Origin of the sequence: Halomarina salina, assembly GCF_023074835.1 — an archaeon.
GTDB classification, from domain to species: domain Archaea; phylum Halobacteriota; class Halobacteria; order Halobacteriales; family Haloarculaceae; genus Halomarina; species Halomarina salina.
Genome location: NZ_JALLGW010000001.1, coordinates 2,655,849 through 2,671,318, shown reverse-complemented (window position 1 = coordinate 2,671,318; position 15,470 = coordinate 2,655,849). Strand labels below are relative to the sequence as shown.

Here is a 15,470-nt window from a genome sequence, read left to right as displayed (position 1 = left end):
TGAGGAGAGGATGCGGTAGGGGCTAGACCCCTACAATAATCGCGAGCGCGACGCTCACTGCGGTCGTCTCCGGGAGCCGAGTGTGCGTCATTACCGGGTCGAACGACCCCACGAACATAACCGTTTGCAGGCGGGCAAGTCTCGCCGCGCTCCGTGCCGGTCACGTCGATACGTGAGGACCGACGTTCCCCGGTCGGCACTCGCGCGGACCGTCCGCGCGAGCGCGGTCGCTCGCCCTCGGGGCGATTGCCGCTGGAGGACATCAGCGCGACCCCTCCGTGACTCGCTCTGCGGCCTGTTCGACGCCGACCTCGTCGGCGAACTCGCGGACCCGCTCCTCGGTGACGCGCTGTTTCTCCGCGCCGTGGTCCTTCACCTTCCGGGTGACGGCGCGTACCTGCTCCTCGGTCGGGTCGTACCCCGCCTCGCGCAGGCGCTCGCGAACCGAGTGGACGCCGGTGTGTTTGCCCATCACCAGTTCGCGTTCCGCGCCGACCATCTCCGGAGTCATCACGCCGGGTTCGAACGTCGCGGCGTTCTCGATGACGCCCGCGGCGTGGATGCCCGACTCGTGGGCGAACGCGTTGTCGCCGACGACCGGCTTGTTCGCCGGGACGGGCACCCCGCTCTTCTCCTCGACCATCCGCGCCAGCTCCGTGATGCGCGTCGTGTCGATACCGGTGTCGACGCCGTGGATGCTCTCGACGGCCATGACGACCTCCTCGAAGGCGGCGTTGCCCGCGCGCTCGCCGATGCCGTTGACCGACACCTGCGCCTGGGCCGCGCCCGCCTCGAACCCGGCCAGCGCGTTGGCGCTCGCCAGGCCGAAGTCGTCGTGCGTGTGGACGTCGATGCGCGCGTCGGTGTACTCGCCGACCTGCTCGACCAGTTTCGCGAACCGAGCGGGCGTGGCGACGCCGCAGGTGTCGGGGATGTTGATCCAGTCGACGCCGACCTCCGAGACCGCTTCGACGACCTCCTGCAGGAAGTCGGGGTCGGTCCGGGTGGCGTCCATCGGGGAGAACATCACCTCGCACCCCGCGTCGCGGACTCGCTGGACCGCGTCCACCGAGCGCTCCACGACCTCCTCGCGCGTCGCGTGCATGGAGTCCTCCAGTTGCACGTCGCTGGTCGAGGCGAACACGTGGACCATGTCCACGTTCGCGTCGAGTGCGGCCTCCACGTCCTCGTCGACCACGCGGGCCAGCCCGCAGGTCGTCGAGGTGGTGCTCTCGGCGATGTCGCGCACCGCGGCGAACTCCGCGTCGGAGTTCACCGGGAACCCCGCCTCGACGACGTGGACGCCCATCGCGTCCAGCAGCGCGGCTATGTCGCGCTTGTCGTCGTACGAGAACGAGGTTCGTGGCGACTGCTCGCCGTCGCGCAGCGTCGTGTCGAAAATCCGTGCGTCGTCGAATTCAGCAGTAGTTCTCAGCGTACCGTCGAAGAACTCGACCCGCCGGGGTCTCCGACGTGCCCTCTGTCGTGTGTGACATTGTACTCCACGCCAACGACCGGTCAGTATTAACGCTTCTCCCCGGGGCGAAAGTTACAGGTGTCCAGATTTCCGACACGCTCCGGCGAATCGCACGACGGCGCGGCCTAATACGACCTTGTACGACCTGAAACCATACCGCCCAATAACCTGTGTCACGCCACGGCGGTCGGCGCACGGATTGCCGCGACACCCGCTCCGCGACGGGGGGTCTCACCTCGGGCGCGCTTCGGGCGCACCCACGGCTCGCCGGGAGTCGAGTCGCCGATGGTCGGGAGTGGCGGTCCGCGAATCGACCCGGGCCACTGCCGGCGTCGGTCTGACTGCAACACCTGCCCGGCCACGGGAGGTTAAGGCGACGCGGGCGGACGTGGAGGTATGAGTGGAGACAACGGGGAGGGAGGGAAGCGCCTCCGAAGTGCCGAAGTGACGCAGGGACCGGAGCGCGCGCCGCACCGCGCGATGTTCCGGGCGATGGGCTACGACGACGCCGACTTCGACGCGCCGATGGTGGGCGTCGCCAACCCGGCGGCGGACATCACGCCGTGCAACGTCCATCTGGACGACGTCGCGGACGCGGCGTACGAGGGCGTCGACGAGACGGGCGGCATGCCCATCGAGTTCGGCACCATCACCATCTCCGACGCCATCTCGATGGGGACCGAGGGGATGAAGGCCTCCCTCGTCTCCCGCGAGATCATCGCCGACTCCGTCGAACTCGTCTCGTTCGGCGAGCGGATGGACGCCCTCGTCACCGTCGCTGGCTGTGACAAGAACCTCCCCGGCATGATGATGGCCGCCATCCGGACGGACCTCCCGTCGGTGTTCGTCTACGGCGGGTCCATCCTGCCCGGCGACCACGAGGGCCGGGAGGTGACCGTCCAGAACGTCTTCGAGGGCGTCGGGACGTACGCGTCGGGCGAGATGAGCCGCGAGGAACTCGACGACCTGGAGCGCAACGCCTGTCCCGGCGCTGGCTCCTGCGGCGGGATGTTCACCGCGAACACGATGGCGTCCATGTCGGAGGCGCTCGGCCTCGCACCGCTCGGCAGTGCCTCGCCGCTCGCCGAGAGCGAGGAGCGTCTCGACACCGCGCGCCGCGCGGGCGAACTCGTCCTCGACTGCGTCGAACAGGACCGCAAACCCTCGGACATCCTTTCGAAGGCCTCGTTCGAGAACGCCATCCGACTGCAGGTGGCGATGGGCGGGTCGACCAACGCCGTCCTCCACCTGCTCGCGCTCGCCGCGGAGGCGGGCATCGAGCTCTCCATCGAGCGCTTCGACGAGATATCGCGGGAGACGCCGAAGATAGCCAACCTCCAGCCCGGCGGGTCGCGCGTCATGAAGGACCTCCACGAGGTGGGCGGGGTCCCCGTCGTGATGAAGCGCCTGCTCGACGCCGACCTGCTCGACGGCGACGCGATGACCGTCACCGGTCGGACCGTCGCGGCGGAACTCGACCATCTCGGTGTCGACGGGAGCGAAGGCTCCGATGCTGACTTCCTTCGCCCGGTCTCGGACCCGTTCTCCGAGGAGGGGGCCATCCGTATCCTGACGGGCAACCTCGCGCCGGACGGAGCCGTCCTCAAGGTCACCGGCAAGGACGACCTGCGCCACGAGGGGCCGGTCCGCGTCTTCGAGCGGGAGGAGGAGGCGATGCGCTACGTGCAGGAGGGCCACGTCGAGAGCGGCGACGTGCTCTGCATCCGCAACGAGGGACCGCGCGGCGGCCCAGGGATGCGCGAGATGCTCGGCGTCACCGCCGCCGTCGCCGGCCAGGACCACGCCGAGGACGTCGCGCTGTTCACCGACGGCCGGTTCTCCGGGGCCACCCGCGGGTTCTCCATCGGCCACGTCGCGCCGGAGGCGTTCGTCGGCGGCCCCATCGGCCTGCTCGAAGACGGCGACGTCGTCACCATCGACGTGGAGGAGCGGGACCTGTCGGTCGACGTGAGCGAGGAGGAACTCGCGGAGCGGCGCGACGCGTGGGAGCGCCCGGACCCGAACTACACGAACGGCGTGCTGGCGAAGTACGGTGCGACGTTCGGTTCGGCGGCCGACGGCGCGGTGACGAATCCGGGCGTGCGCCGAGAGTAGTCCCGGCCCAACGGCTGTCGGTGAGACAGCGATACGAGACTCGTGGGTGACCACCGTCGTACCGTTCGATGGTCACGCGGTGTGCGTCCGCCGTCTCCCCCTGAGACGACGGGGGTTACCCCGGTCGTACCTCCCGACGGCGTTCACCGGAACGCTACTGTGGCCTCACCGGTTTACGACCCCCCGCTCATCCCGGCGTCCGCGTTCGTGTTCGTCGTGACAGACCCGGCCTGGTTCGTGGTCGTCGCCTCGAACGTGTCGGTGACGACCACCTCGGCGGCTTCCGGCGGGGTGACGCGCTGCTTGCCGGCGTTGAGGAGTTCGATGTGGAGTTCGACGGTCACGGTTCGTGTGCGGGTCTCGCCGTCCTCGGGGACGCCGAAGAGGTCGTTGGCCTCGGTACCGCTGTAGAGGACGACCCTGCCGTTGTTCTCCGGGTACTTCACGTCGCTGAACGTGCCACCGGAGCCCCCGTTCGTCCCGATCGGGTACGTCTTGTCCAGTGCGGTGGTGAACGACGTCTGCCCGTCGACCTTCGAGCGGAACTGCACCCGGATGACCGACACGGGTTTGTCGAACCCCTCCCAGTTGATGCTCCCGGTCGGCGTGATCCAGACTTCGTCGACGCTGCCGTCGTTCGTGACGACGCTCGCGTCCGCGATATCGATGTTCGTCGTCGCCTGTGCTCGTGCTCCATCGGAGAACGTCAGTGCGCCACCGGCACCGAGGAGCGCTGCGGCGCCGATACCGACCGATTTATTGAGAAGGTCGCGTCGTCCGGACTCTGTGTTGTCGTCCATTTCCCTACCGGGTACGTGCGGCCACACCGACTTATAATTATCATATATTAGATAATTCCTTATTTGATGTATTATCTACTTTCGAGATAGTCCCAATCTGCTGGGTGCACAATATGTATCTACGATCCTCGTAATCGTATCCCCCCGAGTAGTCCGCAGTGATGCGAATTTTCTGCCGTGACCGGTCTCTCCGAGATAGGTGGAGTCGACCCGAGGCTCCCTCGTCGATGACAGTTCCGACGAGTCTCACTTGCCGCACGGCTGACGAGTCCGGCGAGACTGGAAGCGTGCGCGTATCGGAGCGGTCGGTGGCTATCGAGCGATGAGGGCCACGCCGAGGGCGGCGAACGCGAGCCCGGCGACCTTCCTCGCCGTGAGTTCGTCCCCGAGGACGGCCATCCCGATGAGCGCCGCGACGACGAAGTACATCGCGCCGACGGTCGAGACGGTCGTCGTCGTCCCCACGGAGAGTCCGATGTACGTCGAGACGAGACCGATCGCGGTGAAGACGCCAGCGACGACCGCGAGCAGGCCGCCCCGTGGCGTGACGACGAGCGATGCGTCGGAGACGAGCACGTAGACGACGGCGAGGGTCGCCGCGACCACGTACGAGATAGCGGCGGCGGTCCGCGGGTCGATAGATTCGGACGCGGCGTTACCGAGCACTAACCAGACGCCCCACGCGACCATCGTGATCGCGCCGAAGAGAACACCGGGACCGACGTCGGGGAGATCCATCACAGGAAGAGACGACCTGTGGTACGAGGTGGGTGCTTGCCGGGTAGTGCTGCATCGCGCCGTGCCGTTGACTGTTCGACCACAGCGACCGCTACATTCCGCAAGTACGAGAGACCTGCGGGACGATTCTGTCGATGCAGGTGATATTTACAGCGGTGCGAACGAAGCGAGCGCCTCGGCTCGCCTCGGACGAGCGCAACTTTTTACCCCACCTCTCGAACCGACGCTCATGGGTAGCTTCGACCTCGACCTGGGTGCGGTCGAGCGCGAGATATCGGACGAGGAGGGTGGCAGCGGCGAGGTGGTTCTCGGCGTCCTCGACGGTGAGACGGGGTCGGCGGAGTGGCAGCGCCTCGTGCGCGACGGTGCAGTGCTGGTGCTGTCCGTCGACGGCGACCTGAACGACCTCGCCTCCGGGTTCGCGCGGGACATCAGGGACATGGGCGGTCACCTCGTCCACTTCCGGGGGTTCCTCATCGTCACGCCACCCGGCGTCCTCATCGACACCGACCGACTGGACTGAGGACCGACTGGACTGAACCGCGTCCGCGGGTCGCTGGACGACCTCACTCGTCTTCGAGGAGCGTGACGTAGTGACCGTCCGCGTCGCGGACGCGGACGCCGTCGTCGACGGGAGCGACGTCGACCGCGAGGCTCCGGAGCCGCTGGGCCGTCTCGGTCGGGTCCGCGACGCCGACGCCGAGGTCGACGTGGAGTCCACCGCGCGCGTCGGCGATGCCGAGGTGTGGTTCCCAGAGCTCCAGGTCGAACGGGCCTGCGGTGAGCCTGACGCGTCGCCGCTCCTCGCCTTCGTCGACGACCTCCAGACCGAGTTCGGTGTAGAACGCCACCGCGCGGTCGAGGTCGGCGACCTCGAGGACGACCTCGAAGATGCCGGTGAGCGCGCTGGGAGCGTCAGTCGCGGCGCGGGAGGAGGAGTCGCGTTCGACCTGCCCGATCTCGACGCAGTTGCCCTCGGGGTCGTAGAAGTACAGCGACCGCGCGTCGCCGAAGGTGAACTCCGAGAGGTCGAACCGCCGGGAGAGGCGGTCGTACCACTCGTCGTACCGGTCGAACGGCGTCGAGAAGGCGTAGTGCGTGTGGACGCCGCCGCGCGGGACGCCGCTCGGCCGGCGGAACACGAGTTCGGTGTCGCCGACCTGCGCGACCAGCTCTCCCTCGTCGCCCCGTTCGGTCGGCAGGTCGAGGTGCTCGTCGTAGAACTCACCCATCCGGCCGAGGGACTTCGTCTCGAGTGCGAGCCACCGGAGCGACGTCATACCCGCGGGTCGGTCCCGTGTGGTAATAACTACGGGGCCGACGGCGCGACCGGGCACGCCGAGGAGACTAACCGGGTCACTGGCCAGCCGAGAACGGTGGGGTTTCTGCCCCCTCGCCACCGTTTATACGCCGAGCGGCCCTCCATTCCCGTATGCCGATGAAAGGGTCCGGAGCGACGACGATGGCGGAGATAGACCGGTTCGACGGCGGCGTCGGCTGGCTGGCGTACCCCGACGAACGGATGGAGCGTGCGAGTCACGCGCTCGTGACCGACGAGGGTCTCTACCTGGTCGACCCGGTCGACTGTGAGGGGCTCGACGACCTGCTCGACGAGTACGGCGACGTCGCGGGCTGCGTCGTCCTCCTCGACAGACACAACCGCGACGCCGACGCGCTCGCCCGTCGCCACGACGTGTCCGTGTATCGACCGGCGTGGATGGAGTCCATCGACCCGAACTACCTCGCACCCGTCGAGGACATCGGCGTCGAACTCGGCGACACGGGGTACGAGGTGTTCCAGCTGTACGACACGCCGTTCTGGAGCGAGGCGTACCTCTACCACCCCGAGGAGAAGACGCTGGTCGTCCCCGAAGCGCTGGGGGGAGCCGAGTACTTCCGGGCGGGCGACGAGCGCGTCGGCGTCCACCCGATGCTCCGGATGACGCCGCCGCGCGAACTGACGGCGTACGACGTCGACCGACTGCTCGTCGGTCACGGCCCGGGCGTGATGGACCGCGCGACGAGCGCGATTCGGGACGCAGTCGGCGGGTCGCGGCGGCGTGCTCCGACGGCGTACTTCCAGATGCTCCGCGGACTACTGGACTGAGCCGAAGACTTTTGCCGAAACGTCGACAGTCTCTGCTTGCTATGTCTGGGGTACCGAGCGGGAGGGGGCGGCCGCGGTGACCTTCGTCGCCATCGAACGGGGGCCGGAGGGGCAACTCCGCGTTCGAGACAGCATCGAACGTCGGCGCTGTGACCTGTTCACCGACCGCGAGGTGTCGCCCCGTCCCGTCGACGGAGACCTGTTCGACGCGCCCGTCGACGCGGCGGTGGCCGTCGACGTCGCGGAACTCACCTTCCCCGAGGTAGTTGAGACGTACGTCCGGGACCACACCGGGACGGTCATCCACCAGGTCCGCCACTTCGAGCGCCACGACCTCCCCGAGGGCGAGTTCGGGGTCGAACTCTGCTCGCCCATCAAACTCTACCTCCGCGTCCGCGGTCCCCTCGCCGTCGACTCGGACGGCGACACGACGTCCATCTCGTTGGCCGAGACGGGCGAGGTGCTGGTCGGTGCCCGCTCGTACCACGAACGACCGGCCGCGACCATCACCACCACGACCGACCCGGCGGACGTGATGACCGCCGTCTCGCACCTCGGGTCGGCGCTGAAGACGACGACCCCCGAGCGCTCCTTCCCGACGCTGCGCGGACATCCACCGGCGCTGGAACTCGGCGACGAACTCGACGTCCCCGACGGCCTGGTCCTCCCGGACACCGGCGTCCGCATCGAGATACCGCCCACGCTGGAGGCGTCGTACGTCGTCGCGCCGCTGGCGTACTACCTCGGCGCGGAGGTGGTCGCCGGGTCCGAGCCGAGACTGGTCGCCGACGGCGTCGACCACGCACTCGCGACCCCCGACGAGAGCGACGATCCGCACGGGTTCGAACGGGGCGTCGAACGCACGCTGAAGCAGGTCCACTTCCTGGACTGTATCGTCCGGACGGAAGGGTACTACCCCGTCGACCTACACGAACGCAGCGCCGTCGAGCCCGAACTCCCCTTCGACCTCTCGGCGACGTACGACCGCTCGCTCCCCGAACAGCTACGGGCGTACCTGGCGGTCCCGTTCGAGTCGCTCGAACCGCACATGCCGACGTGGAAACTGACGAGCCACGTCGCCCCGACGCCGTCGAACCTGGAGACGCTCCCCTACCTCGTCGACGACCTCTCGGTGATTCGAACGCCGAACGCACGGGAGATAACGCTCGCAGAGGCGCAGTCGGCGGCCATCGAGTCGTTCATGAGCGACGGCGCGACCCGGTCGAAGACGCCACCGACGCCGCCGCGCCTCGTCCGTCCGGAGCGGACCGACTCGCTCGAACAGGCGTGGGTCGCCCCCGACGTGCCCATCGGTGCGAGCAAGGTCAGCGCGGCCGCGTTCCGCAACCGACTGAACCAGGAACCGACGGACGGCGACCTCTCCATCGCCGTCATCTGCAACGACCAGACGATGCTCTCCGAACACCAGACGGCGAGCGACGTCTACGGCTCCCGCGAGTCGCTGCCCTTCGACGTCACCGTCCACCGGGACGCGTCAACCGCCGACCTCGCCGCAGTCTTCCAGTCCGACGTGGACTTCGTCCACTACATCGGCCACGTCGACGAGCGAGGGTTCCGCTGCCACGACGGCCACCTGGACGCGAACGCGCTGGCGGGGGTCGGTATCGACGCGTTCTTCCTCAACGCCTGTACCTCCTACCAGCAGGGGATGGCGCTCATCGAAGCGGGGGCCGTCGGCGGCGTCGTCACCGTCGACGACGTCGTGAACACCGGGGCGACGGCCGTCGGTCGAATGCTGGCACGGATGCTGAACGCCGGGTTCCCGCTCCAGTCGGCGCTCGACGTCGCCAGCGACGAGAGCCTCATCGGCGCGCAGTACCTCGTCGTCGGCGACGGTAACACGGAGATCGCCCAGTCGGAGGGCGGCGTGACGTTCGTCCTCCGACTCGAACGACAGGCGGAGCGACCCGCAGACGGTCGGACGGACGGCGGAGTCGCCCACGGTGGACGTGCGGACGAGACGGGTGACGACTGCGGACGGGCGGACGGTGGTGCAGGGGACGCTGTCGGGACCGGCTGCGAGCCTGCGACCAGTCGGGCGGCCGACGACGACGTCACGTACCACGCGTCGTTCCAGTTGTACCCCAACCGCCTCTACGGGATGGGGAGTCTCGGTCGGCCGGTCCTCGACGGCCTGACGCAGAGCTTCCTGTTCGGGAGTACGACTCCGGACTACGAGATTCGCCGGAGCGAACTCCGGTCGCTCCTGGAGATGAGTTCCTGTCCCGTCTACCTCGACGGGGAGTGTTTCTGGAGCAGCGGACTACTCGACGCCGAGTTCTAGGGGCCGGCGTTCCCCGTGACACCGTTGAGCTGTGCCCCGATGAGCGGAAGGGCCACAGCCCCCGCGAACGCGAGTTCGAACAGTTTCGGGTGCGACACGAGGAACGACTTCATGCTGTCTCCCACCATCGTGTCAATCAACAACGTCCACCATTCAAAAGCATATTGTATGATAAATTAACATTACGCGGTGTTCACAAGTCCTTCGAAGCCGACGCGTTCTTGGCGCCCGGCGCCCTCCCGCGACGTGTGGTCTACATCACGACCGGGCTCGTCGACGTCCTCCTCTCGATGGCCGACGACCGGGACCCACAGGGGGTGACGGTCGGGTTGACGGTGACGACGGCCGCCGACCTCGACACCGACCTCGACCCGGAGACGCCGGTGTTCACGCACTTCTACCACCCGGACGCCGGCGGTTCGGTCCAGGCGGTGTTCGGGATGGACCTCGCCAGTCCCCGGACGCAGGGCCGGTTCGTCTCCCACCCGGACGGCGACGACCGGCTACGCAAGCGCGACGACCTCCACGAGGTGGTGTTCGTCGCCGTACCCCCGTGGGACGCCGTCGTCGCGTACGACCGCTCCGGGTCGGAACTCCCCGTCCAGGTTGTCGACGCCGTGCCGCCGTCGGAGTCCGTCACCTGACGTTGCTGGAGTCGCCGGCGGACTGGAGCGTCCGTCTCGTCGCCCCAGCGGTCGAACGACGTTACTGGAGGTAGCCGAGGTCCCGCAACTGCTGGGCGATCTCCTCGAACTCGGCCTCGCTGAGCTGGCCCTCGCGCTGGTGCTGGATGACGATGCTCCGGAGGAGGAACCGGACGAGGTCGCTGGTCGAGGAGAAACTCGTCCCCTCGATGGTCTCTTCGACCCGTGCGGCGAGGTCCTTCGGAATCGAGACCGTGGTGTACTCGGTCATGCTCACCGGGTCGTCCCGGAGTCGCTTATCGGTTTTCGATTCCGGTTCGACTCGCCAGCATCAGATTTTTGCGTCGGGACGCGCGACAGTGTTCCGGAACCGAGATTACACAGTGTGCGTACGAGCCACCCAGGCTTCGATACGAACATCGCGTCTCATCGTGACGGGCCGCATCACACGGTTCACACGCGTTCCGTCAACCATGAACGTAGCCAACACCGAGGGTGACACCGCAGTCACCACGCCAACGACTGACGAAGCGTTCACACTGCTCGACGACGTCCTTCGTCGCCGTCTGCTGGTCTCGTTGCTCTCCGAGTCGTCGGTCGAACCCGACGAACTGGTGCCGCAGGCGGACGGGGAGGTCCCGACCCGCCTCCACCACGTCCACCTCCCCAAACTCGACGACGCGGAGGTCGTCGACTGGGACCGCCACCGCGGGGTCGTCTCCCGAGGCGAGGCGTTCGACGCCGTCGAACCGATGTTGACGCTGCTCGCCGACAACCCCTCGAAGCTCCCTCCCGGCTGGTTGTGACCGGAAACCAGACCGAGGGGGAGGAGGTGTCAGAGCTAGAGACGCACTTCGATCCGGCGGTCGACCTGCCGAGCGACGTGCTCGTCCGTGCTATCGCCGTCGCCGAGAACGTCGACCCGACGAGCCTCACACCGCTGGCGTACAGCGTCGACCCGGACGCGCTCGACGCGGTCGTCTGCAGGGACCGGGGGACGACCGTCCGCTTTCCGTACGAGGGCTACCGTGTCGTCGTCTCGGCGAGCGGGACAATCGAACTGTTCGCGACCGACTGACGTCGGTCGCAGGCTTTTCAGTGCTGTCGCCCGTAGCTCGCTCCAATGAGAGCACGGCCACCGACGGACGACCTGGACGACGAACCGGACACCGTCGCCTTCGGCATCGCCGCACTCGACGCCCGACTCGACCGGTCGGACCTCTCCTTCCCGGCGGACGCCGCGACCATCCGCGAGTCGGTCGGCGACGTCTCGGTGCCGTTCGACGCCTCTGGCGGGACGATGACCGTCGGTGAGGCACTCGACGAGGTGTCCACGACCCAGTTCGACAACGAACAGGCGTTCCTCAACGCGCTCCACCCCGTCTTCGAGACGGCCCGCGAGAAGAACCGGGCGGGTATCGTCGGCCGCCTCCGTTCGTTCGTCCCCTTCTGAACGCCGGTCTTCGGCGTCGGTCCCCGGTCTCAGTCTTCGGCGTCGGTCCCCGGTCTCAGTCTTCGGCGCGCAGTTCCCGCTGCTCGGCGGCGGTTCGCTCCCTGACGTCCTCGTCCGTCAGTGGCCCTGCACGACGGGAGACGTCGCGCCCGTCGGCGTTGATACGGTCGGCCAACCCTTCGAGGCGGTTCGTCTGCTCCCGGTTGACGGCGACGATCATGTCCGAGAGCACCGCGAACATCAGGAGCTGCGCTCCGAGCAGGATGGCGACGCCCGCGGCGACGGCGTACACCTGGTGGGAGATGCCGGCGAACCACCACTCGTAGCCGACCCACGCGCCGAGGAGCGTTCCGACGAGGACGCTCGCCGTCCCGACGCTCCCGAAGTAGAACAGCGGGTTGTTCGTCTTCGCGAGGCTGTAGAGCGCGAAGATGATGCGACCCCCGTCCTTGACCGGGTGGAGGTTCGTGTCGGACTCGTCCGGCCGGGGGTGGTAGGAGACGGGGACGACGGCCGTCGGGACGCCGTGTTTGACGCACTCGACGGCGAGTTCGGTCTCGATGGTGAACCCGTCGGACTCCAGTTCGATGCGTCGGATGGAGTCGACCGTGAACGCCCGGTAACCGCTGAGGATGTCGCCGAGGTTCCGACCGTGGATGGTCGCGAACGCGCCGTTGATGATGCGGTTCCCGAACTGGTTCACTCGGGGCATCGCGCCGTCGTGCATGTCCGCGAACCGGTCGCCGATGACGTGTTCGGCCCGCCCTTCGAACAGCGGTTCCAGCATCTTCGGTGCGTCGGCCGGGTCGTACGTCATGTCACCGTCGAGCATCAGGACGTACGGCACGTCGACGTACCGGAACGCCTCCCTGACGGCCTGTCCCTTCCCCTCTCCGCTCTGCTGGACGACGCGTGCGCCGTGGTCACGTGCGATGTCGGCCGTCCCGTCGGTCGACCCGCCGTCGACCACCAGAATGTTCTCGAACCCCTCCTCGACGAACCCGTCGATGACCGGACCGATGGTCTCGGCCTCGTCGAGGGTCGGGATGAGCACGCACACGTCGGAGTTGGTCATCTGGTTGGAGGAAGTTCGACCGCACGTGCTGAAAAACCCTCCGGCCCCCGTCGGTCGATACGGCGCGCGCTTCGGTACTGCTGCGGTCTGTCGGGGGGTCCGGTCGCCAGGGGGAGGGCGAGGAGAGAGACGGGAGTCGATTTCGCGTCGCCGACTCAGTCGTCGTCCGAGGCCGCCGCGGCGCGCTGTTCCGAGAGGTGGTCCATGATCTCCGCGCAGCCACAGCCGTCCTCGACGCCTTCGAGATGTGCCCGGTCGTCCTCTTTCGTAGTGTCGCTCATGGTTACTCGTTATCTGAGTAACTCACCCCGGACGTATAACTCTTTCTGGGTGTCGGTCGGGTCGCCCCGGCCCTGGATGGCGCGCACTCGACGCCCCCGTCGGTGCTGTACGGCCGTGTGACCGGCGGTTTTACCACCGAGCGCTGGTCAGGTTCCGTATGAGCGAGACGGACGTGTTCGACCGCCTCGGGTTGACCGAGTACGAGCAGACGGCGCTCGTGGAACTGATGACGCTGGGGCGGACGACCGCGCCGAACCTCGCGGAGGCCGCCGGTATCCCGAAGGCGCGGGTGTACGGGGTCCTCGATTCGCTCGCCGACGAGGGGTACGTGAAGATCATCCCCGGTCGCCCGAAGCACTACCAGCCCCACGACCCGGCGTCGATCCTCGACCGCGCCAAGGAGAACCGACGGCAGGAACTGGAGTCGTTCGTGCAGGACGTCGACGCCGACCGCGAGGCGTTCCTCGACGAGTTCCAGCCACGGTTCGAGGCCGCGGGCGAGGACATCACCGCCACCGAGGAACTGTTCTACGTCGTCGACGTCGGCGACCCCTCCGAACGCGAGACCCGGCGCATCTACCGCGAGGCGAGCGACCGCATCTGCATCCTCTCGAAGGGGTTCGAGTACTTCGACACCGTCGAACCGGCGCTCCTCGACGCGCTCGACCGGGGCGTCGAGGTGCAGGTGCTGTTGCTCCACCCGGACCTCCTGTCGACCGACGAGCGCGGGCGACAGGCGGCCGTCGTCGACCGCCTCGCCGACCACGACGTGGCGGTCCGCTACTCCACCGAACAGCTACCGTGGCGCGGGACGTTCGCCGACCCGACGTTCTCCTACGAGGGCGGCGAGGCCATCCTGCTGGTCCAGGAGGACGACGTGCCGAACCACCTCCGGCAGGCGGCGATCACGGAGAACGGCGCGTTCGTCGCCGGTCTCGGCCGGTTCTTCGACCTGACGTGGCAGTACGAGAGCGAGGGCGCGGCGGTGCGAGACGGAACCTGACGCTACGCCCCGGTGTCCGGCGGCGACGAGACGCCCACTCACCCTCCCAGTAGTCCACGTCGTCGTCGATGCGGTAGTAGCCGTGGACGGAGCGCTCACCGCGAGCGCCGGGTGGCGCGACGAACAGGCCGACCTTCCCCGAGTCGGGGTAGACGGCCACGTCCGGGTCGTTCATCGTCGAGAGTAGCAGGTACCAGAGTGACTCCTCGTTCGCGGTGTGGTAGTGGTAGGGCCACGCCTCGTCGCCGGGGTCGAGTTCGAACAGGTCACAGCCCAGTTCCTCGCCACCGGCCGCAGTGCCGAGTTGCGTGCGCCGGAACCGTGCGTTGCCCTCCTCGTCCTCCTGTCCAGGTCGTCCCGGTTCACGATGCCCACGCTCACCGGTCGTTTCCGCCCGAGATATCCCTGCGGCTGCCTGTGACGGCGCCTACCGCCACTTGACGACGCCGTAGAGGTAGCCGAGACCGACGGCACCGGTGAGGACGACCAGCATCACGAGCTGTGACAGCTTCGCCGCCGAGAACTCGTCGACGAGGTCGCGCACCCGTCCGGGGACGAACCGGAACAGCAGGGCCGAGAGGAACTCGGCCTCCTCGCCCGTCGACTCGGGAACGAACACCTCCATCCCCCGCTTCGAGTAGCCCTGCCAGAACGCGCGTTCGACCAGCCAGCGCGGGTCCGTTCGGTAGTCGAATATCTTGTGCGCCACCACCGCGTCCGGGTTGTACTGGACGCCCACGTCGTACTCCTCGCGTAGGCGCGCGCACAGTTCCGTCTCGCCGCCCTGGAGGTGGTTGTCACCCTGGCGGCCGCCGACGTCGGTGTCGAACCCCGAGAGCGCCTCGAACACCTCGGCGCGAAACGAGATGTTCGACCCGTTCGTGTTGCGCACCTCGCCAGGCCCGTCGGCGAACCCCTGGTGGGTGACGCCGATGAGCCAGTAGAACTCCTCCGGGAGGAACGACGGCTCACCGGCCACCCACGCGGGGACCATCCTGCCGCCGACGGCGAGAATGTCGTCTTCGTCGCTCTCAGAACCACCCTCGGCGTCACCCCCGTTGGGTAGCCACGGCCAGAGGGACCGGTCGTACACCGAGACGAGTTCGTCCAGCCAGTCCTCCTCGGCGATGGCGTCGTCGTCGATGAACGCGACCACGTCGCCCGACGCGACGCTCGCACCGACGTTCCGGACCGTCAGGAGACCGTCGTTCGTCTCGTGCATGTGGACGACCACGTCGTCGTGGTCGCCGAAGTCGGCCAGTGCGGACTCGTGGACTGCCTCGCTCCCGTCGCTGACGACGACCACCTCGCGGTCCGGGTAGTCGTTGGCGAGGACGCTCTCGACCGCCTCCTTCAGGTCGGGGTACCGCTCTGTCGTGTGTGTACAGACGACGACCGAGACACGCATAGGAGTGGCTCTACCGCGCCGTGGCAAGGGGTTTTCCATTCACCTCGGGGCGAGGTCAAAAGG

18 protein-coding genes and 1 pseudogene are annotated in these 15,470 nt (G+C 67.7%); 9 read left to right on the top strand and 10 right to left on the bottom strand.

What is annotated here, in order from left to right; all coding sequences use genetic code 11:
- Positions 1-262 precede the first annotated feature (262 nt).
- A complete protein-coding gene (locus MX571_RS13780; RefSeq protein WP_247418499.1) occupies positions 263-1,522 on the bottom strand; it encodes a LeuA family protein in 1,260 nt (419 codons plus the stop codon).
- A 351-nt stretch (positions 1,523-1,873) separates the two neighbouring features.
- Between MX571_RS13780 and ilvD the strand changes: the two genes are divergently transcribed.
- Positions 1,874-3,592, top strand: a complete 1,719-nt coding sequence (gene ilvD / locus MX571_RS13775) for a dihydroxy-acid dehydratase (protein ID WP_247417735.1) — start codon at positions 1,874-1,876, stop codon at positions 3,590-3,592.
- A gap of 173 nt (positions 3,593-3,765) precedes the next feature.
- Here the strand turns inward: ilvD and MX571_RS13770 are convergent, their stop codons facing one another.
- Entirely contained in the window at positions 3,766-4,392 is a 627-nt protein-coding gene (locus tag MX571_RS13770) for a hypothetical protein (RefSeq protein ID WP_247417732.1), read from the bottom strand.
- A gap of 312 nt (positions 4,393-4,704) precedes the next feature.
- Positions 4,705-5,130 (bottom strand): EamA family transporter, encoded by a 426-nt coding sequence (locus tag MX571_RS13765; RefSeq protein ID WP_247417728.1) that lies wholly within the window; start codon positions 5,128-5,130, stop codon positions 4,705-4,707.
- A 229-nt stretch (positions 5,131-5,359) separates the two neighbouring features.
- Here MX571_RS13765 and MX571_RS13760 point away from each other — a divergent pair, with 229 nt between their 5' ends.
- Positions 5,360-5,653 carry a DUF5779 family protein gene (locus MX571_RS13760; RefSeq protein WP_247417725.1) on the top strand — a complete coding sequence of 98 codons (294 nt, stop codon included), beginning with the start codon at positions 5,360-5,362 and terminating at the stop codon, positions 5,651-5,653.
- Positions 5,654-5,696: 43 nt separating this feature from the next.
- On the opposite strand, the gene MX571_RS13755 is transcribed toward MX571_RS13760, so the two are convergent.
- Positions 5,697-6,410, bottom strand: a complete 714-nt coding sequence (locus tag MX571_RS13755) for a VOC family protein (protein WP_247417723.1) — start codon at positions 6,408-6,410, stop codon at positions 5,697-5,699.
- A gap of 152 nt (positions 6,411-6,562) precedes the next feature.
- Between MX571_RS13755 and MX571_RS13750 the strand changes: the two genes are divergently transcribed.
- Positions 6,563-7,237, top strand: a complete 675-nt coding sequence (locus tag MX571_RS13750) for a hypothetical protein (protein WP_247417720.1) — start codon at positions 6,563-6,565, stop codon at positions 7,235-7,237.
- Positions 7,238-7,313: 76 nt separating this feature from the next.
- On the top strand, positions 7,314-9,542 hold the full coding sequence (locus tag MX571_RS13745; protein ID WP_247417716.1) for a hypothetical protein: 2,229 nt from the start codon (positions 7,314-7,316) through the stop codon (positions 9,540-9,542).
- On the opposite strand, the gene MX571_RS22465 is transcribed toward MX571_RS13745, so the two are convergent.
- On the bottom strand, positions 9,539-9,670 hold the full coding sequence (locus MX571_RS22465; protein WP_282594491.1) for a hypothetical protein: 132 nt from the start codon (positions 9,668-9,670) through the stop codon (positions 9,539-9,541). The two genes, MX571_RS13745 and MX571_RS22465, sit on opposite strands and share 4 nt — an antisense overlap.
- A 120-nt stretch (positions 9,671-9,790) precedes the next feature.
- On the opposite strand from MX571_RS22465, the gene MX571_RS13740 reads away from it, so the two are divergent.
- The gene (locus tag MX571_RS13740) at positions 9,791-10,186 is read left to right on the top strand and encodes a JAB/MPN domain protein-containing protein (protein ID WP_247417715.1); all 396 of its coding nucleotides are present in this window, start codon (positions 9,791-9,793) and stop codon (positions 10,184-10,186) included.
- Between the two features lie 61 nt (positions 10,187-10,247).
- Here the strand turns inward: MX571_RS13740 and MX571_RS13735 are convergent, their stop codons facing one another.
- Positions 10,248-10,457 carry a ribbon-helix-helix domain-containing protein gene (locus tag MX571_RS13735; protein WP_247417712.1) on the bottom strand — a complete coding sequence of 70 codons (210 nt, stop codon included), beginning with the start codon at positions 10,455-10,457 and terminating at the stop codon, positions 10,248-10,250.
- Positions 10,458-10,659: 202 nt separating this feature from the next.
- Between MX571_RS13735 and MX571_RS13730 the strand changes: the two genes are divergently transcribed.
- Genes MX571_RS13730 through MX571_RS13720 form a run of 3 tightly spaced genes read left to right on the top strand, consistent with a single transcriptional unit; the run spans position 10,660 to position 11,639 of the window.
- Positions 10,660-10,992, top strand: a complete 333-nt coding sequence (locus MX571_RS13730) for a DUF7344 domain-containing protein (RefSeq protein WP_247417710.1) — start codon at positions 10,660-10,662, stop codon at positions 10,990-10,992.
- Positions 10,989-11,264, top strand: coding sequence for a HalOD1 output domain-containing protein (locus MX571_RS13725; protein ID WP_247417708.1), 276 nt, complete (start codon positions 10,989-10,991; stop codon positions 11,262-11,264). The genes MX571_RS13730 and MX571_RS13725 overlap by 4 nt, the downstream gene beginning before the upstream one ends.
- A 45-nt stretch (positions 11,265-11,309) precedes the next feature.
- The gene (locus MX571_RS13720; protein WP_247417706.1) at positions 11,310-11,639 is read left to right on the top strand and encodes a DUF5789 family protein; all 330 of its coding nucleotides are present in this window, start codon (positions 11,310-11,312) and stop codon (positions 11,637-11,639) included.
- A gap of 55 nt (positions 11,640-11,694) precedes the next feature.
- On the opposite strand, the gene aglJ is transcribed toward MX571_RS13720, so the two are convergent.
- A complete protein-coding gene (gene aglJ / locus MX571_RS13715; protein WP_247417704.1) occupies positions 11,695-12,714 on the bottom strand; it encodes an S-layer glycoprotein N-glycosyltransferase AglJ in 1,020 nt (339 codons plus the stop codon).
- A gap of 155 nt (positions 12,715-12,869) precedes the next feature.
- Positions 12,870-12,995 carry a DUF8595 family protein gene (locus MX571_RS22460; RefSeq protein ID WP_282594490.1) on the bottom strand — a complete coding sequence of 42 codons (126 nt, stop codon included), beginning with the start codon at positions 12,993-12,995 and terminating at the stop codon, positions 12,870-12,872.
- Positions 12,996-13,153: 158 nt separating this feature from the next.
- Between MX571_RS22460 and MX571_RS13710 the strand changes: the two genes are divergently transcribed.
- A complete protein-coding gene (locus MX571_RS13710; RefSeq protein ID WP_247417702.1) occupies positions 13,154-13,999 on the top strand; it encodes a TrmB family transcriptional regulator in 846 nt (281 codons plus the stop codon).
- 43 nt (positions 14,000-14,042) lie between these two features.
- Here MX571_RS13710 and MX571_RS22720 read toward each other — a convergent pair.
- Both MX571_RS22720 and MX571_RS13705 read right to left on the bottom strand, forming a co-directional pair.
- Positions 14,043-14,402, bottom strand: a pseudogene (locus MX571_RS22720) (cupin domain-containing protein); the annotation flags it as partial.
- A 24-nt stretch (positions 14,403-14,426) separates the two neighbouring features.
- Entirely contained in the window at positions 14,427-15,407 is a 981-nt protein-coding gene (locus tag MX571_RS13705) for a glycosyltransferase family 2 protein (protein ID WP_247417700.1), read from the bottom strand.
- Positions 15,408-15,470: the final 63 nt, after the last annotated feature.

Excerpts from the sequence above, each read along its gene's own strand:
- ilvD (WP_247417735.1), top strand. The coding sequence starts at position 1,874 with ATGAGTGGAGACAACGGGGAGGGAGGGAAGCGCCTCCGAAGTGCCGAA.
- MX571_RS13770 (WP_247417732.1), bottom strand. The coding sequence starts at position 4,392 with ATGGACGACAACACAGAGTCCGGACGACGCGACCTTCTCAATAAATCG.
- MX571_RS13765 (WP_247417728.1), bottom strand. The coding sequence starts at position 5,130 with ATGGATCTCCCCGACGTCGGTCCCGGTGTTCTCTTCGGCGCGATCACG.
- MX571_RS13760 (WP_247417725.1), top strand. The coding sequence starts at position 5,360 with ATGGGTAGCTTCGACCTCGACCTGGGTGCGGTCGAGCGCGAGATATCG.
- MX571_RS13755 (WP_247417723.1), bottom strand. The coding sequence starts at position 6,410 with ATGACGTCGCTCCGGTGGCTCGCACTCGAGACGAAGTCCCTCGGCCGG.
- MX571_RS13750 (WP_247417720.1), top strand. The coding sequence starts at position 6,563 with ATGCCGATGAAAGGGTCCGGAGCGACGACGATGGCGGAGATAGACCGG.
- MX571_RS22465 (WP_282594491.1), bottom strand. The coding sequence starts at position 9,670 with ATGGTGGGAGACAGCATGAAGTCGTTCCTCGTGTCGCACCCGAAACTG.
- MX571_RS13735 (WP_247417712.1), bottom strand. The coding sequence starts at position 10,457 with ATGACCGAGTACACCACGGTCTCGATTCCGAAGGACCTCGCCGCACGG.
- MX571_RS13730 (WP_247417710.1), top strand. The coding sequence starts at position 10,660 with ATGAACGTAGCCAACACCGAGGGTGACACCGCAGTCACCACGCCAACG.
- MX571_RS13720 (WP_247417706.1), top strand. The coding sequence starts at position 11,310 with ATGAGAGCACGGCCACCGACGGACGACCTGGACGACGAACCGGACACC.
- aglJ (WP_247417704.1), bottom strand. The coding sequence starts at position 12,714 with ATGACCAACTCCGACGTGTGCGTGCTCATCCCGACCCTCGACGAGGCC.
- MX571_RS22460 (WP_282594490.1), bottom strand. The coding sequence starts at position 12,995 with ATGAGCGACACTACGAAAGAGGACGACCGGGCACATCTCGAAGGCGTC.
- MX571_RS13710 (WP_247417702.1), top strand. The coding sequence starts at position 13,154 with ATGAGCGAGACGGACGTGTTCGACCGCCTCGGGTTGACCGAGTACGAG.
- MX571_RS13705 (WP_247417700.1), bottom strand. The coding sequence starts at position 15,407 with ATGCGTGTCTCGGTCGTCGTCTGTACACACACGACAGAGCGGTACCCC.